We start from the raw sequence: 15,139 nt of genomic DNA, 5'->3' as shown, positions 1-15,139 counted from the left end.
GGTTCGTATTCTACGGAAAACATTGGGACGTTCTTCATAAAAACAAACGCGATTTCTCGCGGCTGTAGCTATTCTTCGTAAGGTGGAATCCAGAATTCCTTCCCCTCATGCTCGATGAGCTTATCCAGCCATTCTGTAAATGTCAGGTCAATGTCAATTGGATTATCAGGGTCCCTCGATTCGATCCATGTGAGGTAGCCATTTCCGCTGTCTATTCTGTCTTGATCTACGCATACACAACCTAGTGAGTGGCTGCTCCATGCGATAGGATAATACGGATGATCGATACTGTATCCTTTCCAGTATTGAATAACGTGTTGAGGACTCAATATACTGCAACCACCGCCAAGTCTCAAAGTTCGAAATAAGACGGCACTATCGAACTCATGCAAAAATTTTACATAGTCTTCAGGAAGATCAAACGATTTCAGATTCGCCTCTATACTGGCATTAGGATCGATTGCTTTGTAAAAAATGGAGTCATGTTTTTCATTTCTAATTTGCAAGTTCCCATCCTGCTCTGTTCGACTTCCTCGGATCATACGGATACTGCCGTCAAATGGATTACTCACGCAACTCACATCCTCCAATGAAAGTAATGGACTGCCACCTGAATGACAGTCCATTTTTATGATTATTTCCGGTGATTTCTCCATTAGTCCGTTACTAGGCCCGCGAATGCAGCGACTTTACAGTTCGTCAGGTACCGACCCTGTTAAATTCTAGAGTAGTAGTTCCGCACCAATCGACACATTGAAGGAAGTAAAAAGTATCCTGACTAACGAGTTAGGCGAAATAAATCCCGATTTCGTCGAATCCGCAGTCACACATAGAATTGATCAAACCGCCCGCTGACCTGATGCCCAAGACGAAGGAGTTAATCAGGCAGAAAAATACTATCCAGTCTTAAGAATAGAAGATACTTTCGAGTGTGGGGAACCTGTTCACATTCATTTGATCAAAGTATGGTGCATAAGGAGCTAAAATAAAAAGTACAAAATTGTAGTGACTACATACAATTGCCATACTTTTATTTTGAACTTGATACAAAACTTCTCCAATACGCCAGATAACCATTCACAACATTTTAGTAACAACAAGAAAACTCCCATACCGACAACTAAGGCGAAATCTAGTGGGGTGAGTATACTCTCGATAAAGTTATAAACTTTCGTGATTACAAGGAAAAGCACAAAGACGAGAAATGAATAGTATGTCACTAAAGATACCTCCACTATGTAATTTCAACGAAAACAGGGAGCACTTAAGCTCCCCTTTGAAGTTATCAGCTATCTTCTTTTTCTGTCCACTTCGTAATATTGAACATCTAAAGTTCTCCTATAAGTATCATCTTTATAGTGGACAATGGTGTCGTAATAGATATCCCATTTGCCATCTGGAACTCGCCATTGCCATGCTCCAACGTGAGTATCTTTTATTGATGAATCTGCCCAACCACTCAATCTAGAAAATACCCATGAAAATGGCGCCGTTTTTGGACTCTTAGATGCCAAAAAAGCAATAATAATATGTGCGGCTTCTCGTGCAACTTGATTATTATAACTATGATACATAGGCCCTATAACTATTTCTGACCCAGGACCTCCTGGATCGACTTTATCAGAACCAACTTTCTGTGCGCTATTCTTCGTATTTATATGAAGAGCTTTAAACATTGATGCTAATTGTTCATCACTTAAAGGAGCGTTTCCTCTAAATGTTACTCCTTGATAATCATATACGTATTCATTTTCAAATTCACTTGATGTACTTGCTGTAGGAGAATTTAAAGCAAAAGCACTTACTGGTAACGCTGAAGCAGATAATAGTACGGTCGATAGGACTGAAACTGTTATTTTCCGAGCTAACAATTAAATCACTCACCTTCACTTGGAATATTATACCGAAAATAACGATAAGCGTAAATTTTACATCTTTTTATCTGGTAAATTTCTTCTCTTTTCATTTTAAATTGGCATCATTTTTGATTGAATTACCAGAATGTACTGATCCAATTGCTGGCTTAATGCCACAACGTCATCATCCAAAAAATCATTTTTCTCTAAATACAATTGCACCAGTTGTCCGCGCAATTGTTCCACAATGCTTTTCAAATGATCAATATCGTGATAGGTTACTCCTTCTCGATGTAGAGGTAACGTGATACATTTACTTATAGGAGCTGTAACTGCTCCTCCTGCGGGCGTTCCTTTAACCTGTCGAAGGGGTGGAACGCCCTTTTTAAATGCAATTGCTGCTATAAGTCTCACCCTACTTCCTTTACCACCGGATTATACACTTGCTTTTAGTGGCACCTGTGGCTCCTCTTTTTAGAGATGTTCTTAGATTTCTATTGCTTCATGGAACATCGTCACCTCCTCCTTATTTTGAGATTTATTACATAATTAACCATAAGTTGTTATGCAGGTTTTTACCGACTGCAAAAAATGGAATAAAAAAACATCCTAGCAGAGGATGTTTCATCAATCTACGATATTTTCAATGAACTAACAGGATACTAGCCACCTAACTCGTTTTGGTTACCTATTCGGTTATTCATATTCCCTAACCATCCAAACAGTGCTATGTATGTAAGGGTTTCGTCGTGTCGATTCATCAAATCCGCTAGAGAAAGGCAATATATCGTTTCTTCAATTCCTCTCTCTATCCTTCCCTTACCGAACTCATAAATAGCCATCTGATATCGAAACCGAAGATGTCGATCCAATCCAATTGCTTCTGTAAATTGATCGAAACTAGCAATTTGGGAGGCAAAGCGCTCTAAAATATCATCCACGCAAAAATGGTAGGTGTTAGCAGATTTCATAATGGCATTTAAACCAGCAAGAACTTCAATGGTGGGGAGAATGTCGAGATAATCTGCATACTCTTCAATGATGCTTGTATTGCCAGACAATACCTCCAATGTGTAGGAGTTCGCCCTTGCCCATACTTTGAATCTTTCTACATCTTTACGTCCGTTTTCATCAAGTAATTCAAACCATCCTAAATCAGCGTAAACTTGCACATACTGCTTCGCCTCTTCATACAGTCCTTGCATTTCCAGTGCTGCGCCTTTATATAAATGTCCCATTCCGTAATAATAGACAAGATGGCGCTCTGTTTTCAGGGGTTCCCCTTTTTTGTTTCTTTTCAACCTCTCCCATTCATGTATGCAAACAGTTTCTGCCAAAAGCCGTAACTCGTCACCGTACTCCCCTGATTTGTTCCACTTTTGCAAAGCATAACAAACCCGTGCTAATTGGAATAAAGCATCGAGTTGGTAGTTCTCTGGAAGCCGATTTCGATACGGAGAAAACCGAATTACATTCTCCCAATTTTCTTCTGCATTTGTCCCAAGTACAACACGAAATAACCGATACTGACTCATCACGAAGTGGTTCGAATAGCTATCTTTTTCATTCTCAATCACATATTCATAAAAGGGCACCGACTCTTTCAGTTGCCCTTTCTCATATAGTTGCTCTGCAAGGGCAAACAGAATCGAGATGTTTTTCGGATTCTCCAGCATAAGGGGAACAGCAGCCTCTATGCAATCCTTTCGCCCTACCTCTACGCATCGAATCAAGTACGGTATTAATCGGGGCCGCGATATTCTCTGCTCTGATAAACATTCTTCTGTATACAGTTCGTATAACCAACCCGGATCGTGACCAAATACCTTAGCTAGTACGTCTAATTGACCAATAGTAATGGCACGTGGCGGATTTCCATTAAGAATCTCACTCAAGCTTCCGGGGTTAATGCCCGTTAATTCACCCAGCTTGCTAAATGTATAACCATGCTTTCTCCGACATTTTTCAATTTCTGACCGCAGCGACCGATGCATTGCCTCTTGCAGCCCCCCCATAAAGGATTATACTTTCGTCTATTTCCTCTATTTTACAGTTTTGATCATTTTATTAAAATTCACTACTTTTCCTTCCTATCAATTCTTCATCCAGCTCGGAACTTTGACTCAGAATTGTTGGCTTACAGCTAAAACCTTCTACAATATATTTACAAGAAACTTTGACTAGATACTAGTCACCTAACTCGTTTTGGTTAGCTATTCGCTTATTCAAATTCCCTAACCATCCAAACAGTGCTATGTATGTAAGAGCCTCGTCATGTCGATTCATCAAATCTGCTAAGGAAAGGTAATATATACTTTCTTCAATCCCTCTCTCGATCCGCCCTTTACCAAACTCATAAATGGCTGTCTGATACCGAAACTGGAGATGTCGATCTAATCCTATTGCTTCTGTAAATTGATCGAAACTAGCAATTTGCGAAGAAAAGCGATCCAATATCTCATCTACACAAAAATGGTAAGTATTTGCGGATTTCATAATAGAAATCATACCAGCAAGTATTTCAATGGTGGGCAGACTTTCGAGATAGTCTGCATACTCTTCAATGATGCTTTTATTTCCAGACAATACCTCCAATGTGTAGGAGTTCGCCTTTGCCCATACCTTGAATCTTTCTACATCTTTACGTCCGACTTCATCAAGTAATTCAAACCATCCTAAATCAGCGTAACCTTGTACATGCTGCTTCGCCTCTTCATAAAGTCCTTGCATTTCCAGTGCAGCGCCTTTATATAAATGTCCCATTCCGTAATAATAGACAAGATGTCGCTCTGTTTTCAGGGATTCTCCCTTTTTGTTTCTTTTCAGCCTGTCCAATTCATGTATGTAAACAGTTTCTGCGAGAAGCCGTAATTCGTCACCGTACTCCCCGGACTTATTCCACTTTTGCAAAGCAAAACAAACCCGTGCTAATTGGAATAAAGCATCGAGTTGGTAGTTCTCTGGAAGCCTATTTCGATACGGAGAAAACCGAATTACATTCTCCCAATTTTCTTCTGCATTTGTCCCAAGTACAACACGAAATAACCGATACTGACTCATCACAAAGTGGTCAGAATAGCTATCCTTTTCATTCTCTATCACATATTCATAAAAGGGCACCGACTCTTGCAGTTGCCCTTTCTCATATAGCTGCTCTGCAAGGGCAAACAAAATTGAGATGTTTTTCGGATTCTCCATCATTTGGGGGACAATAGCTTCTATGCAATCCTTTCTCCCAACCTCAACGCATCGAATCAAGTATGGTATTAATCGGGGGCGCGATATTCTCCCCTCTGATATACATTCTTCCGGGTATAATTCATACAACCAACCCGGATCGTGACCAAACACCTTGGCTAGCGCGTCTAACTGACCAATGGTGATAGCACGCGGCGGATTACCATTGAGAATCTCGCTCAAACTCCCGGGGTTAATGCCCGTTAATTCACCCAATTTGCTTAATGTAAAACCGTGCTTTCTCCGGCATTTTTCAATTTCTGACCGTAGCGACCGATGCATTGTCCCTTGCAGCCCCCTATAAAGGATCTTCCTTTCTATTATTTCTTAATTTTATAATTTTCGTTGTTTTTTAAAATGCACTATATGACCTTCCTATCAATTCATCATCCAGTTCGGAACTTTGACTCAGATGTATCTTGAGTCGGTAAATACAGAGATAGTATTTGGGGGGCCTTGAGGTGTGAAAAGGACTTACTTTTCCGTTTTCAATCTGTTTTGAGCAATGACAATATATTTATCCAATTGTTCGCTTACAGCCAAAACCTTATCATGTGAGAGACCGTACTTCCCTGCCAATTCTATCATTTCCAATCGTAGCTGTTCGATTCTATTATCCAACTCTAAGTGGCAACCGATTTCCTTTACCATGCCCCGGATCGTACACCTACTTTTAGGGGCTGATGCTGCTCCTCTTTTTGGGGAGTTGCCAGGGTGCAAAGAAACATCCATATCTAAAATACTTGCGATAGCAGTAATATCCAACGCCCCCTCTCTTTTACAATTTATTACATATAATTACTATACAGGGATGTGCAGAAATTCACCGATTAAGAAAAATTGAATAGAAAAAAAACATCCCTCCGATGGGATGTTTTTGGGGGGTAACACTCTATTTAACAACCTGATTCCCAGTAAAATTCCTAAGCATCAGTTCCATGCTGATTGGCCTTGGCTGTATACATGTTGGAATGGCTTGAATCAAAATCAATCGGTATACCTGCGAGAAGTCCAAACGTAATAAAAAATGCAAGAATAAATCCCTTCATTTTTTAATCCCCCTCTTTCTACTTTATTACATTTTACAAGAACAATCCGGTTTTATTGCTGAGCCCTAGGTATCAGCGCCATTCTCTAACATAACTATAACTGTTGAAGTGCATCTTTGTGAATGTAATACTAGGTACCCCTATTAACTTTGATAATCAGATCGCTCTTTTACCCGTTACAATTGTTCGATACTGTTCCACTTGTGTTGTGGATGCATACTGCCGATATTCTTCAAATAATACTACGCATTTAAGAGTATCCTCATATCGATTCATCAAATCGGCTAGAGAAAGGCAAAGTAAAGTTTCTTCGATCCCTCTTTCTATCCGTCCTTTATCAAACTCATAAATGGCTGTCTGATATCGAAACTGGAGATGTCTGTCCAATCCAATAGCTTCTTTAAATTGACCGAAACTGGCAATATGCGAAGAAAAGCGTTCTAATATCTCATCCACACAAAATTGGTACGTATTAGCTGATTTCATAATAGAAATTAAACCAGCAAGTACTTCATTCGTAGGAAGACTTTCAAGATAGTCAGCATACTCCTCAATGATGCTTGTATTACCAGATAGTACCTCTAATGTGTATAAGTTAGCCTTTGCCCCTACCCGGAATTTTTCTACCTCTTGGTGCCCGACTTCATCCAGTAGTTCAAACCATCCTAAATCAGCGTAACCTAGTACATATGGTTTCGCCTGTTCATATAGCCCTTGCATTTCCAATGCTGCGCCTTTGAATAAGTGGCCTATTGCATAATAAAAGACCAAATGACGTTCTGTTTCCAAGGGTTCTCTTGTTTTGTTTCTTTTCACCCTGTCCAACTCATGTATGTAAATCGTTTCCGCAAGAAACCGTAATTCATCAGCATACTGTTCTGATTTCTTCCATTTCTGTAAAGCGAAACAAACCCGCGTTAATTGAAATAAGGCGTCCAACTGGTAGTTTTCAGGAAGCCTATTCCGATAGGGGGAAAACCGAATAACTGCCTCCCCATTTTCTTCAGAATTGGTCCCGAGTGCAGCTCGAAATAATCGATACTGACTCCTGACGAATTGGTCAGAATGTCCATCCTTCTCGCTATCAACGACAGCCTGATAAAAAGGTACGGACTCTTTTTGTTTCCCGCTTTCAAATAGTTGTTCCGCCACTAAAAAGAGAGTCGAAATATTTCTAGGGTTGTCCAACAATTTAGGAACAACCTCATCTATGCAATCCTGCCGCCCAAACTCTGCACATCGAATCAAATAAGGTATCAACCGAGGGCGCGATATTCTCCCCTCTGATATACATTCTTCCGTATACAATTCGTACAACCAACCCGGCTCGCGACCAAACACCGCAGCTAGCGCATCTAATTGACCAATGGTCATAGCCCGCGGTGGATTTCCGTTCAGAATCTCGCTCAAGCTCCCATGGTTGATGCCCGTTAATTCACCTAATTTACTCAAGGTATAGCCGCACTCTCTACGGTGTCTTTCAATCTCTGACCGCAGCGACCAGTGCAATGTCCCTTGCAGCCCCCCCATAAAGAATCATCCCCTAAATTTTTCCTTTATTTTACAATAAAATATATTTTTTTGGAAGATTCGGCTTTACATTTCTTCATATTTTTTAAACTAGTTCGTCACTTTTCGCACAATTCCTCCAATGTCTTACAGGTGTTTGCACTCCGTGACATTTACTCCCTCTTGAATCAGCTTTCATGCGAATACAGCCGCGTAGGAAGAAGCGGATTTCCAGTCCTAGCGCCTCTGGAGCCCTACCCAGCTCCGAAATAAATAGCGGGGGTTTTCAGCTTCAACCTCTGCAAATACATCCTCGAAACTCTACTTTTGAAGCGCTCCCGCTATTTATTTCGGAGCGAACAGTACCCGCCCTCAGCAGGGCGTAGGCCGAAGCGTAGACTGGAAATCCGCTTCTTCCCCACCACTACAGCTACTCTATCCACATTGTAAAAAAAGCTCCGCCAAAACATCTGGCGAAGCTTTCATTTTAAACCCGTGCTTATGGCATAGCCACTTTCATAACAGCACGAACGGAATCTGCGGATTTATCCAATGCAGCTTTCTCAGCAGCAGTCAGATCCAGCTCGATGACTTGCTCGATACCGTTTCCACCCAAGAGCGTTGGTACACCCAGGTAGATATCGTTGTAGCCATACTCGCCTTGGAGCAAAGCGATGGAAGGCAAGATGCGCTTCTTGTCTTTCAAGATCGCTTCTGCCATTTCTACCAGAGCTGCCGCAGGTGCATAGTAAGCGGAACCGTTACCCAAGAGAGCTACGATCTCGCCGCCGCCTTTGCGTGTACGCTCGACGATAGCATCCAGACGATCTTGTGGAATCAACTTTTCGAGTGGGATGCCACCTGCATAGGAGTAACGCAAGAGTGGTACCATGTCGTCACCGTGACCGCCCAATACGAAGCCTGTTACGTCATTTACGGATACATTCAGTTCCATCGCTACGAACGTACGGAAGCGAGCTGTATCCAGTACGCCGGATTGACCGATTACGCGGTGTTTCGGGAAGCCGGACGTTTTGTAGAATGTATATGTCATCGCATCTACCGGGTTGGACAGGATAAGTACGATGGAGTTTGGTGCATATGTTTTCACTTGCTCAGCAACCGAGCGCATGATGGCTGCATTCGTTGCTACCAAGTCGTCGCGGGACATACCTGGCTTACGAGCAATACCTGCTGTGATGATTACGATATCGGAGCCTTCGATGTCTTTGTAATCAGAAGTACCTGTAATGTTGGAATCGAAGCCGAGAACAGGAGAAGCCTCCATCATGTCCAGAGCTTTCCCTTTTGTTGGATTTTCCAGTTGCGGAATATCTACCAAAACGATGTCAGCCAGCTCTTTTTGCGCCATGATGAACGCAGTTGTCGCTCCAGTAAAACCACTACCAATAACGGCTACTTTTTTTCTGCGGAATGTCATGCTGAACCCTCCTCGTCATGTTACAAGACTAGTTTTACACCACTTGCTTTTTGCTCCAACATTTTGGAGAGGATTGTCCCAATGTGGGCCCCCGCCTCAACTGGAGATGTACCTTGACGATGAATATTCGAGATCACTGTACGCTCTGATTCTACCATACCTTTGCGTGGACGGTAGCACATGTATGCACTCATGGAATGCGCCGTAACCAATCCTGGACGCTCTCCGATCAGGAGCACCAATACTTCTGGCTCCAAAATCTCGCCGACGTGATCCATGCTGGCTACGCGTCCGCCTTTGATAAAAAACGGTGTGCCGCAAGTCAATCCGTAGCTTTTCAGAGAGTCCATCAGGGATGGAAGCACATCTTTCAGGTTCGCATCCACCGCAGCGGCACTCAAGCCGTCTGAAACGACGATTTGTACCTGTGGCTTCTTTTGGCCGCGCTCTTGCAGCGTGCGCACGCCTTCCTCGGTGAGGACGCGCCCCATATCCGGACGCTTTAGATAGTTTTCGGTGTTGTCATACTGTGTTTCCACTGTGAACAAGGAGAACTGATCGAGCACTGCTTGACTGACTTCACCGTATACGGCATCCACCGCAGCAGCATGGTCACGACGCAGTTCAAGCATCGTTTTGGTCAAAGGTCTCACACCTGCACGCCAAACTCCGATGCGCGCTGGCGTGCTGGACAGCAGTTCATCCAAGCCTTCCTTGTACTTCGGATTCGGTACATGTGATGTTCTCTCTGGTTCTGCTGATGGAGCATGCTGCTCATTCACCACAGGAGCTTGCGCTTGCGCCGTCGTTGCACTCACGACTGGCTCGGCCTTTGGCTCCGATCTCAGTTGGATCAAGCCTGTCTCTGTTTTTGGTGACGGAGCTTGTTCGCTAGCCTCACCCAGCTTCTTTTGCAGTTCTGCTACTACTTTATCTACCAAGAAATCTAATTGTTGTTCCATCCGTCTTTCACCTCCTGATCTTACATGAAGATTGTCGGATCGCCTGCTTTTGCAGTCAGCCTACCGTTTTCCATGATACCCATTTTCTCCAGCCATTTTTCAAAATCAGGAGCAGGTCGCAGTCCCATCACTTCACGGAATGCCGCAATATCATGGAAGCTCGTCGATTGATAGTTGAGCATGACATCGTCTGCCATGGCTACGCCGATAACAAAGTTAACGCCTGCCGACGAGAGCAAAATGCCGAGATTGTCCATGTCGTTTTGATCGACCTTCATGTGGTTCGTGTAGCATACGTCACAGCCCATCGGCAAGCCGTGCATTTTGCCCATGTAATGGTCTTCCAGGCCCGCGCGGATCACTTGACGGCTGTCGTACAAGTACTCAGGTCCAATGAAGCCAACTACCGTGTTTACGATAAACGGATTGTACTTGCGAGCAAGTCCGTAGCAGCGCGCTTCCATCGTTACCTGGTCCATGCCGTGATGCGCCTCGGAAGACAGCTCAGAGCCTTGGCCTGTCTCGAAGTACCAGAAGTTCGGTCCATAGGAAGTACCCTCTTTGCGCATCAGTTCATCTGCTTCATCCAGCAGTGCTACATCAATACCAAATGCCTTGTTTCCTTTTTCACTACCCGCCAAACTCTGGAAGATCAAGTCCGCTGGTGCCCCATTACGGATGGCACGCATTTGCGTGGATACGTGAGCCAATACGCAGTTTTGCGTCGGGATATCAAACTTGGTCATCACGTCTTTGGTCATGTTCAAAATATCCTTCACGCTATCCGCTGTATCGATAACCGGGTTAATTCCGATAACCGCATCGCCGATTCCGTAGCTCAGACCTTCGTACAGAGACGCTTTGATGCCTTGTACGTTGTCAGATGGATGGTTAGGCTGTACACGAGAAGCCAATACGCCTCTCTGACCGATTGCCGTGTTGGCATGCGTCACAACTTTAATCTTGGACGCAGCCGTAATCAAGTCCAGATTGCTCATGAGCTTGGCTGTCGCTGCGATCATCTCACTGGACAAGCCGCGGCTGATGCGCTTGAGTTCATTATCGCCAGCTTGATGGCTCAAAATGTACTCGCGCAGCTCAGCTACACTCCAGTTTTTGATTTCGTTGTAAATCTTTTCGTTGATGCCTTCTTCGATCACACGCGATACTTCGTCTTCTTCTGCCGGAACCATCGGATTGTTGCGGATATCCGCCAACGTCAGGTCAGCCAAAACCTGCTTGGCAGCTACACGTTCCCGGGAATCAGCAGCGGCGAGACCAGCCAGCTGGTCGCCTGATTTATCTTCATTAGCCTTCGCGAAAACTTCTTTCAAATCGCGAAATTGATAGGTATGTCCAAGCACAGTCGTTTTCGTGTTCATCACGTCCACCCCTTCTTACGTTACGGCCTCTCATCAAACGCGAGTGTTTTGACGACGACGGGAATGATTGTTCCCGAGATCGGCTCACCGAGATCGATGTAATCGCCGTATTCCACACGCACCTGATCGATGCAAATGATTTCCGGTGCCCCTTTGCAACGCAGCGCCAAGGCCTGCCCGAGCGCTTTGGCCATATCTGTTTCACAGATCACGACCATGGTTTGACTCTCGGGGAAACTTGCCCGGTATTGCTCCGACAGCTCCTGAGACAGCGTCTGTAGCAGAGCGTACGAGCAGTACCCGATGCCGGAGATCGCGAGTGCGAAAGGAATCCCTGTCGTTTTTTCAAACAGACGCTCACCCAGTTGGTAGATCGAAGCCACTTCCTGTCGCAGTCGTGTCGCATCTGCCAATTGTTCCTCGGTAAGCTCCAGCTTGAGGATCGGAATATTTTTGATCGGCAACAGCTCCGGTTTGATATGCACGGTTGAACCACTAATCTCCGTACTCTGCATCCCTGCGCCAATTACCGTTGCCCGTACCGTTTGATCCGGGTCTAGCCACTGTACCGGATACGTCCCTTTTTCGCGCTCCTGCTGGAGTACATATCCGAGCAGTGGACCAAAATCGCCATATCGGCTCGCATCCGAAATATTTCTTACGGGAGGTCCACTCATGAGCAGACCCACACCGCCAGATACAGTCAGTTCGTCAACAGGGATAGCATTACGCAAATGCGGTCCCAGGACGAGCAAGCCAGATACTTCGCGTTCTTTTCCTGTCAAATAATCGAGCATGCTGCGTCCCAACTGTTCGGCAACCTCTGTGAGCTGCGCGAATCCGATTTCCTGTCCGACTTGAATACGCAGTCCTTTTGCCGACAACCATTGCTGAATGTTCGGCGACACGTATTGAACAACACCTTGCGGACTGAGACGGATTAGTCTTCCTCCGACGTGGAAAGTAACTGTCGCAATTGCTCGGCCACGTTGGAAGTAGGCTGCATTCGCTGTTCCTCCGCCAATATCGACGTTGACGATCACACCTTGTATGGCTTGCGAGCGTTTTTCTGCGCCAGCGCCCTTGCCCGCCAGCACGCCTTCGAGGTCAGCACCTGCTGTCGCTACCACGAAATCCCCAGAGCGTTCAGCCAGCAGATGAACGATATGCTGTGCGTTCTTTTTGCTTGCTGTTTCTCCAGTAATGATGACCGCCCCGGACTTGATTTGGGACAAGCTGATTTGTGCCTTGTCGTACTCGGCTGCAAGAATCGCTCTGATTCCGTCAGCGTCGATTTCATCAAATCCGATGAGCGGTGTGGAATGTACTTCACTCGCATACAGCAATTGCCGCTCCACGATCTGATAACGCGGCAGCGAAAACGTGCTGGACATGCGACCCAATCGCAATCGGCTTACGATCATTTTGGTTGTGCTTGTTCCCACATCGATCCCGACGCTTTGGATCCATTGTTCATCCATATGAACCTCCTTGAACCATTGGCGTGCCAGACGGGCCTTACGAAAAAACGCTTGAATAGCCGGATCCTTGCTTCCGGTCTGATTCAAGCGCCTTTGCTCTCTTTGTATCTACTTGTCACTGCTTTTTATCATAACGTCACTACTAGCCTTGTGCGAAAATGGCCTGCTCGCCCGACAAAATCTCTTCTGCCAGCTTCACAAGTGGCATGCGCCGTTGCATGCTTACTTGCTGCATCCATTTGTAAGCCGCATCCTCTTCCATGGATAGGGCACTCATCAGCTTTCCTTTTGCCTTTTCCACTGCCTTGCGATCCTCGATCTTTTGCTTCAGATCGTTTATATCCTTCTTCAGTGAAACGACTTTTTCCTTTTGACTAAGGGCGATTTCTACTGCGGGAATCAAGTCATCCTCCGACACCGGCTTCACCAAGTAAGCCGTCACCCCCGCTTTTCTGGCATCCTGGACGAGTTCCTTTTGGCTATAAGCCGTCAAGAGAAGAATGGAACTGTCTGAAAAGGAACGAATGATACTGCTTGCCTTGATTCCATTCAAGACAGGCATTTTCACATCCATGATGATCAAATCGGGCTTGTGACGATGGGCCTGTTCGACTGCCTCTTCTCCGTTTTTCGCCTCGGCAACCACTAGATACCCTTCATTTTCGAGCATCTCGCGCAAATCCATGCGAATAATCGGCTCGTCATCAACCACCATAATCTTCGGCTGTGTCATCTTCATCCTCCTTTTGGATCGGATAGAGTATGGTAACCTCTGTTCCGTTCCCAGTATTGCGGAAATGCATCGTGCCTTCGAGGTCTTCCCTGACCAGCGTATCGACAATTTTCAGGCCGAGATGGCCCTTTTTGTGGATTTGCTCCATGTCCTCGATGCCTACCCCGTCGTCTGTCACGGACAAACTGACGAAGTCTTCCTTGGCGACAAGTGCGATGGAGATTTTCCCTTCTTGCTGCTCATGAAACCCGTGGATCATGCAATTTTGAATCAGCTCGGTGACAATCAAGGCAAACGATGTTGCTTTGTTGGACGGCAGATACACCGATTCGCCCGTCACCACGACGTGTATAGCTTGCTCAGAACGTCTCATCGAAGAGACGATTATTTTCGATATTTTGGTTAAAATCTCTTTGAAGTCAATCTGCTCCAGACCATCCTGTGCCAAGTATTCGTGAATAATGGCGATGCTGTTGATGCGATTGATGCTTTCCCGGTATACCTTCTCAATCTCGGTGGACTGCGATCGCCGCATTTGCAGGCGCAGCAGGCTAGAGATGGTTTGCAAATTGTTTTTGACCCGGTGGTGAATCTCTTTGATTACCGCCGATTTGATCATCAATTGCTTTTCTTTTTCCCGAATGTCCGATATGTCTCGCAGGAGAATGAATCCCCCGATGATGTCTAGCTTGCGGACGGACGAAACCGCTTTCATCATGATAAAATGCTTGCCTTTTGACAGCTCCTCCTGAATATAACCCCCGTTGCGCACAAAATTTTCCGGGGTAACTCTCCAGGAAAAAATACGTTCGATGCTCTCACCTTTTTCTGGCAGTTCAAAGCCGATCAAGGAGAGCAGCTTGTGGGCACGGCCATTGGCGTACGTGATAACCCCACTCTGATCAAACAAAATCATGCCCTCGTGCAAAAGTGACGAAATGGGCAGATCAGGCACTGCGAACTGGATGAGCGTCTCGCTTAGGTGCTCAGTCGTTTCCTTGAGCATTTCGACGTTCTTTTCCTGTTCCACCTGTTTGGATATATCTTGTTCGGTTATCAAGGTCCCGATTGTTTTTCCAGCCGCATTCGTGATGGGTACGACGCTTTGTCGCATCACGACCTGCTCCTGTGAAACGCCACGCGAACCGATGACGGGCTTGCCTGTAGTCAGGCAATACATGACGGCCGGCTCATTAATCGCCGTCGCCAAATGCCCTACGACCGATCCACTGTACATAGAGCGTGCCGTACTCGGTGCAGCTTGTGCGACTACCATCGCAGCGCTCCGATCTACTGTCGGACAATCGATAAACATGTCCGCTTGAGACAGATCGGCAAAAATCTGAAGCTTGGAAGCCAGCTCCTCCACAATCCGAATGTCGTCATCACTCAACGTCGTGGACGCTTTGCACACTTCTCGTATTGATTGCATGTGAACCTCTTTTCACCTGCTAGGAGTTGATATGACCTCATTTTCTCACAGACACGC

The 15,139-nt window shown here is 45.2% G+C and carries 14 protein-coding genes; all 14 read right to left on the bottom strand.

Annotation, left to right across the window (positions count from 1 at the left end; all coding sequences use genetic code 11):
• Nucleotides 1-68: 68 nt before the first annotated feature.
• On the bottom strand, nucleotides 69-572 hold the full coding sequence (locus C7R93_RS15120; RefSeq protein WP_106839590.1) for an SMI1/KNR4 family protein: 504 nt from the start codon (nucleotides 570-572) through the stop codon (nucleotides 69-71).
• Between the two features lie 717 nt (nucleotides 573-1,289).
• A complete protein-coding gene (locus C7R93_RS15110; protein WP_106839588.1) occupies nucleotides 1,290-1,871 on the bottom strand; it encodes a hypothetical protein in 582 nt (193 codons plus the stop codon).
• 96 nt (nucleotides 1,872-1,967) lie between these two features.
• A complete protein-coding gene (locus tag C7R93_RS15105; protein ID WP_106839587.1) occupies nucleotides 1,968-2,270 on the bottom strand; it encodes an aspartyl-phosphate phosphatase Spo0E family protein in 303 nt (100 codons plus the stop codon).
• 248 nt (nucleotides 2,271-2,518) lie between these two features.
• Nucleotides 2,519-3,871, bottom strand: a complete 1,353-nt coding sequence (locus tag C7R93_RS15100) for a helix-turn-helix domain-containing protein (RefSeq protein WP_106839586.1) — start codon at nucleotides 3,869-3,871, stop codon at nucleotides 2,519-2,521.
• Between the two features lie 172 nt (nucleotides 3,872-4,043).
• Complete coding sequence (locus C7R93_RS15095; protein ID WP_106839585.1) at nucleotides 4,044-5,375, bottom strand: helix-turn-helix domain-containing protein; 1,332 nt, start codon at nucleotides 5,373-5,375, stop codon at nucleotides 4,044-4,046.
• 192 nt (nucleotides 5,376-5,567) lie between these two features.
• Nucleotides 5,568-5,744 (bottom strand): aspartyl-phosphate phosphatase Spo0E family protein, encoded by a 177-nt coding sequence (locus C7R93_RS30655; protein ID WP_244191550.1) that lies wholly within the window; start codon nucleotides 5,742-5,744, stop codon nucleotides 5,568-5,570.
• 272 nt (nucleotides 5,745-6,016) lie between these two features.
• On the bottom strand, nucleotides 6,017-6,142 hold the full coding sequence (locus C7R93_RS30930; protein WP_279629448.1) for a hypothetical protein: 126 nt from the start codon (nucleotides 6,140-6,142) through the stop codon (nucleotides 6,017-6,019).
• 156 nt (nucleotides 6,143-6,298) lie between these two features.
• A complete protein-coding gene (locus C7R93_RS15085) occupies nucleotides 6,299-7,672 on the bottom strand; it encodes a helix-turn-helix domain-containing protein (protein ID WP_106839583.1) in 1,374 nt (457 codons plus the stop codon).
• 478 nt (nucleotides 7,673-8,150) lie between these two features.
• Nucleotides 8,151-9,092, bottom strand: a complete 942-nt coding sequence (gene mdh, locus C7R93_RS15080; protein WP_106839582.1) for a malate dehydrogenase — start codon at nucleotides 9,090-9,092, stop codon at nucleotides 8,151-8,153.
• A 20-nt stretch (nucleotides 9,093-9,112) separates the two neighbouring features.
• Nucleotides 9,113-10,054 (bottom strand): ethanolamine ammonia-lyase subunit EutC, encoded by a 942-nt coding sequence (gene eutC, locus C7R93_RS15075; protein WP_106839581.1) that lies wholly within the window; start codon nucleotides 10,052-10,054, stop codon nucleotides 9,113-9,115.
• 20 nt (nucleotides 10,055-10,074) lie between these two features.
• Nucleotides 10,075-11,436 carry an ethanolamine ammonia-lyase subunit EutB gene (locus C7R93_RS15070; protein WP_106839580.1) on the bottom strand — a complete coding sequence of 454 codons (1,362 nt, stop codon included), beginning with the start codon at nucleotides 11,434-11,436 and terminating at the stop codon, nucleotides 10,075-10,077.
• A 20-nt stretch (nucleotides 11,437-11,456) separates the two neighbouring features.
• Nucleotides 11,457-12,917 (bottom strand): ethanolamine ammonia-lyase reactivating factor EutA, encoded by a 1,461-nt coding sequence (locus C7R93_RS15065; RefSeq protein WP_106839746.1) that lies wholly within the window; start codon nucleotides 12,915-12,917, stop codon nucleotides 11,457-11,459.
• A 142-nt stretch (nucleotides 12,918-13,059) separates the two neighbouring features.
• Nucleotides 13,060-13,656, bottom strand: a complete 597-nt coding sequence (locus C7R93_RS15060; protein WP_425266735.1) for an ANTAR domain-containing response regulator — start codon at nucleotides 13,654-13,656, stop codon at nucleotides 13,060-13,062.
• Nucleotides 13,622-15,082, bottom strand: coding sequence for a sensor histidine kinase (locus tag C7R93_RS15055; RefSeq protein ID WP_106839578.1), 1,461 nt, complete (start codon nucleotides 15,080-15,082; stop codon nucleotides 13,622-13,624). Before C7R93_RS15055 ends, C7R93_RS15060 begins: the two co-directional genes overlap by 35 nt.
• Nucleotides 15,083-15,139: the final 57 nt, after the last annotated feature.

It is taken from the genome of Brevibacillus fortis (assembly GCF_003013395.1).
Taxonomy (GTDB): domain Bacteria; phylum Bacillota; class Bacilli; order Brevibacillales; family Brevibacillaceae; genus Brevibacillus; species Brevibacillus fortis.
Note: the sequence above shows the minus strand (reverse complement) of the source record. Positions and strands in the feature narration are given on the sequence as shown.

Bases quoted from the DNA above. Each gene is read 5' to 3' on its own strand.
- C7R93_RS15100 (WP_106839586.1), bottom strand. From the start codon at position 3,871: ATGGGGGGGCTGCAAGAGGCAATGCATCGGTCGCTGCGGTCAGAAATT.
- C7R93_RS15095 (WP_106839585.1), bottom strand. From the start codon at position 5,375: ATGCATCGGTCGCTACGGTCAGAAATTGAAAAATGCCGGAGAAAGCAC.
- C7R93_RS30655 (WP_244191550.1), bottom strand. From the start codon at position 5,744: ATGGTAAAGGAAATCGGTTGCCACTTAGAGTTGGATAATAGAATCGAA.
- C7R93_RS30930 (WP_279629448.1), bottom strand. From the start codon at position 6,142: ATGAAGGGATTTATTCTTGCATTTTTTATTACGTTTGGACTTCTCGCA.
- C7R93_RS15085 (WP_106839583.1), bottom strand. From the start codon at position 7,672: ATGGGGGGGCTGCAAGGGACATTGCACTGGTCGCTGCGGTCAGAGATT.
- mdh (WP_106839582.1), bottom strand. From the start codon at position 9,092: ATGACATTCCGCAGAAAAAAAGTAGCCGTTATTGGTAGTGGTTTTACT.
- eutC (WP_106839581.1), bottom strand. From the start codon at position 10,054: ATGGAACAACAATTAGATTTCTTGGTAGATAAAGTAGTAGCAGAACTG.
- C7R93_RS15070 (WP_106839580.1), bottom strand. From the start codon at position 11,436: ATGAACACGAAAACGACTGTGCTTGGACATACCTATCAATTTCGCGAT.
- C7R93_RS15065 (WP_106839746.1), bottom strand. From the start codon at position 12,917: ATGGATGAACAATGGATCCAAAGCGTCGGGATCGATGTGGGAACAAGC.
- C7R93_RS15060 (WP_425266735.1), bottom strand. From the start codon at position 13,656: ATGAAGATGACACAGCCGAAGATTATGGTGGTTGATGACGAGCCGATT.
- C7R93_RS15055 (WP_106839578.1), bottom strand. From the start codon at position 15,082: ATGCAATCAATACGAGAAGTGTGCAAAGCGTCCACGACGTTGAGTGAT.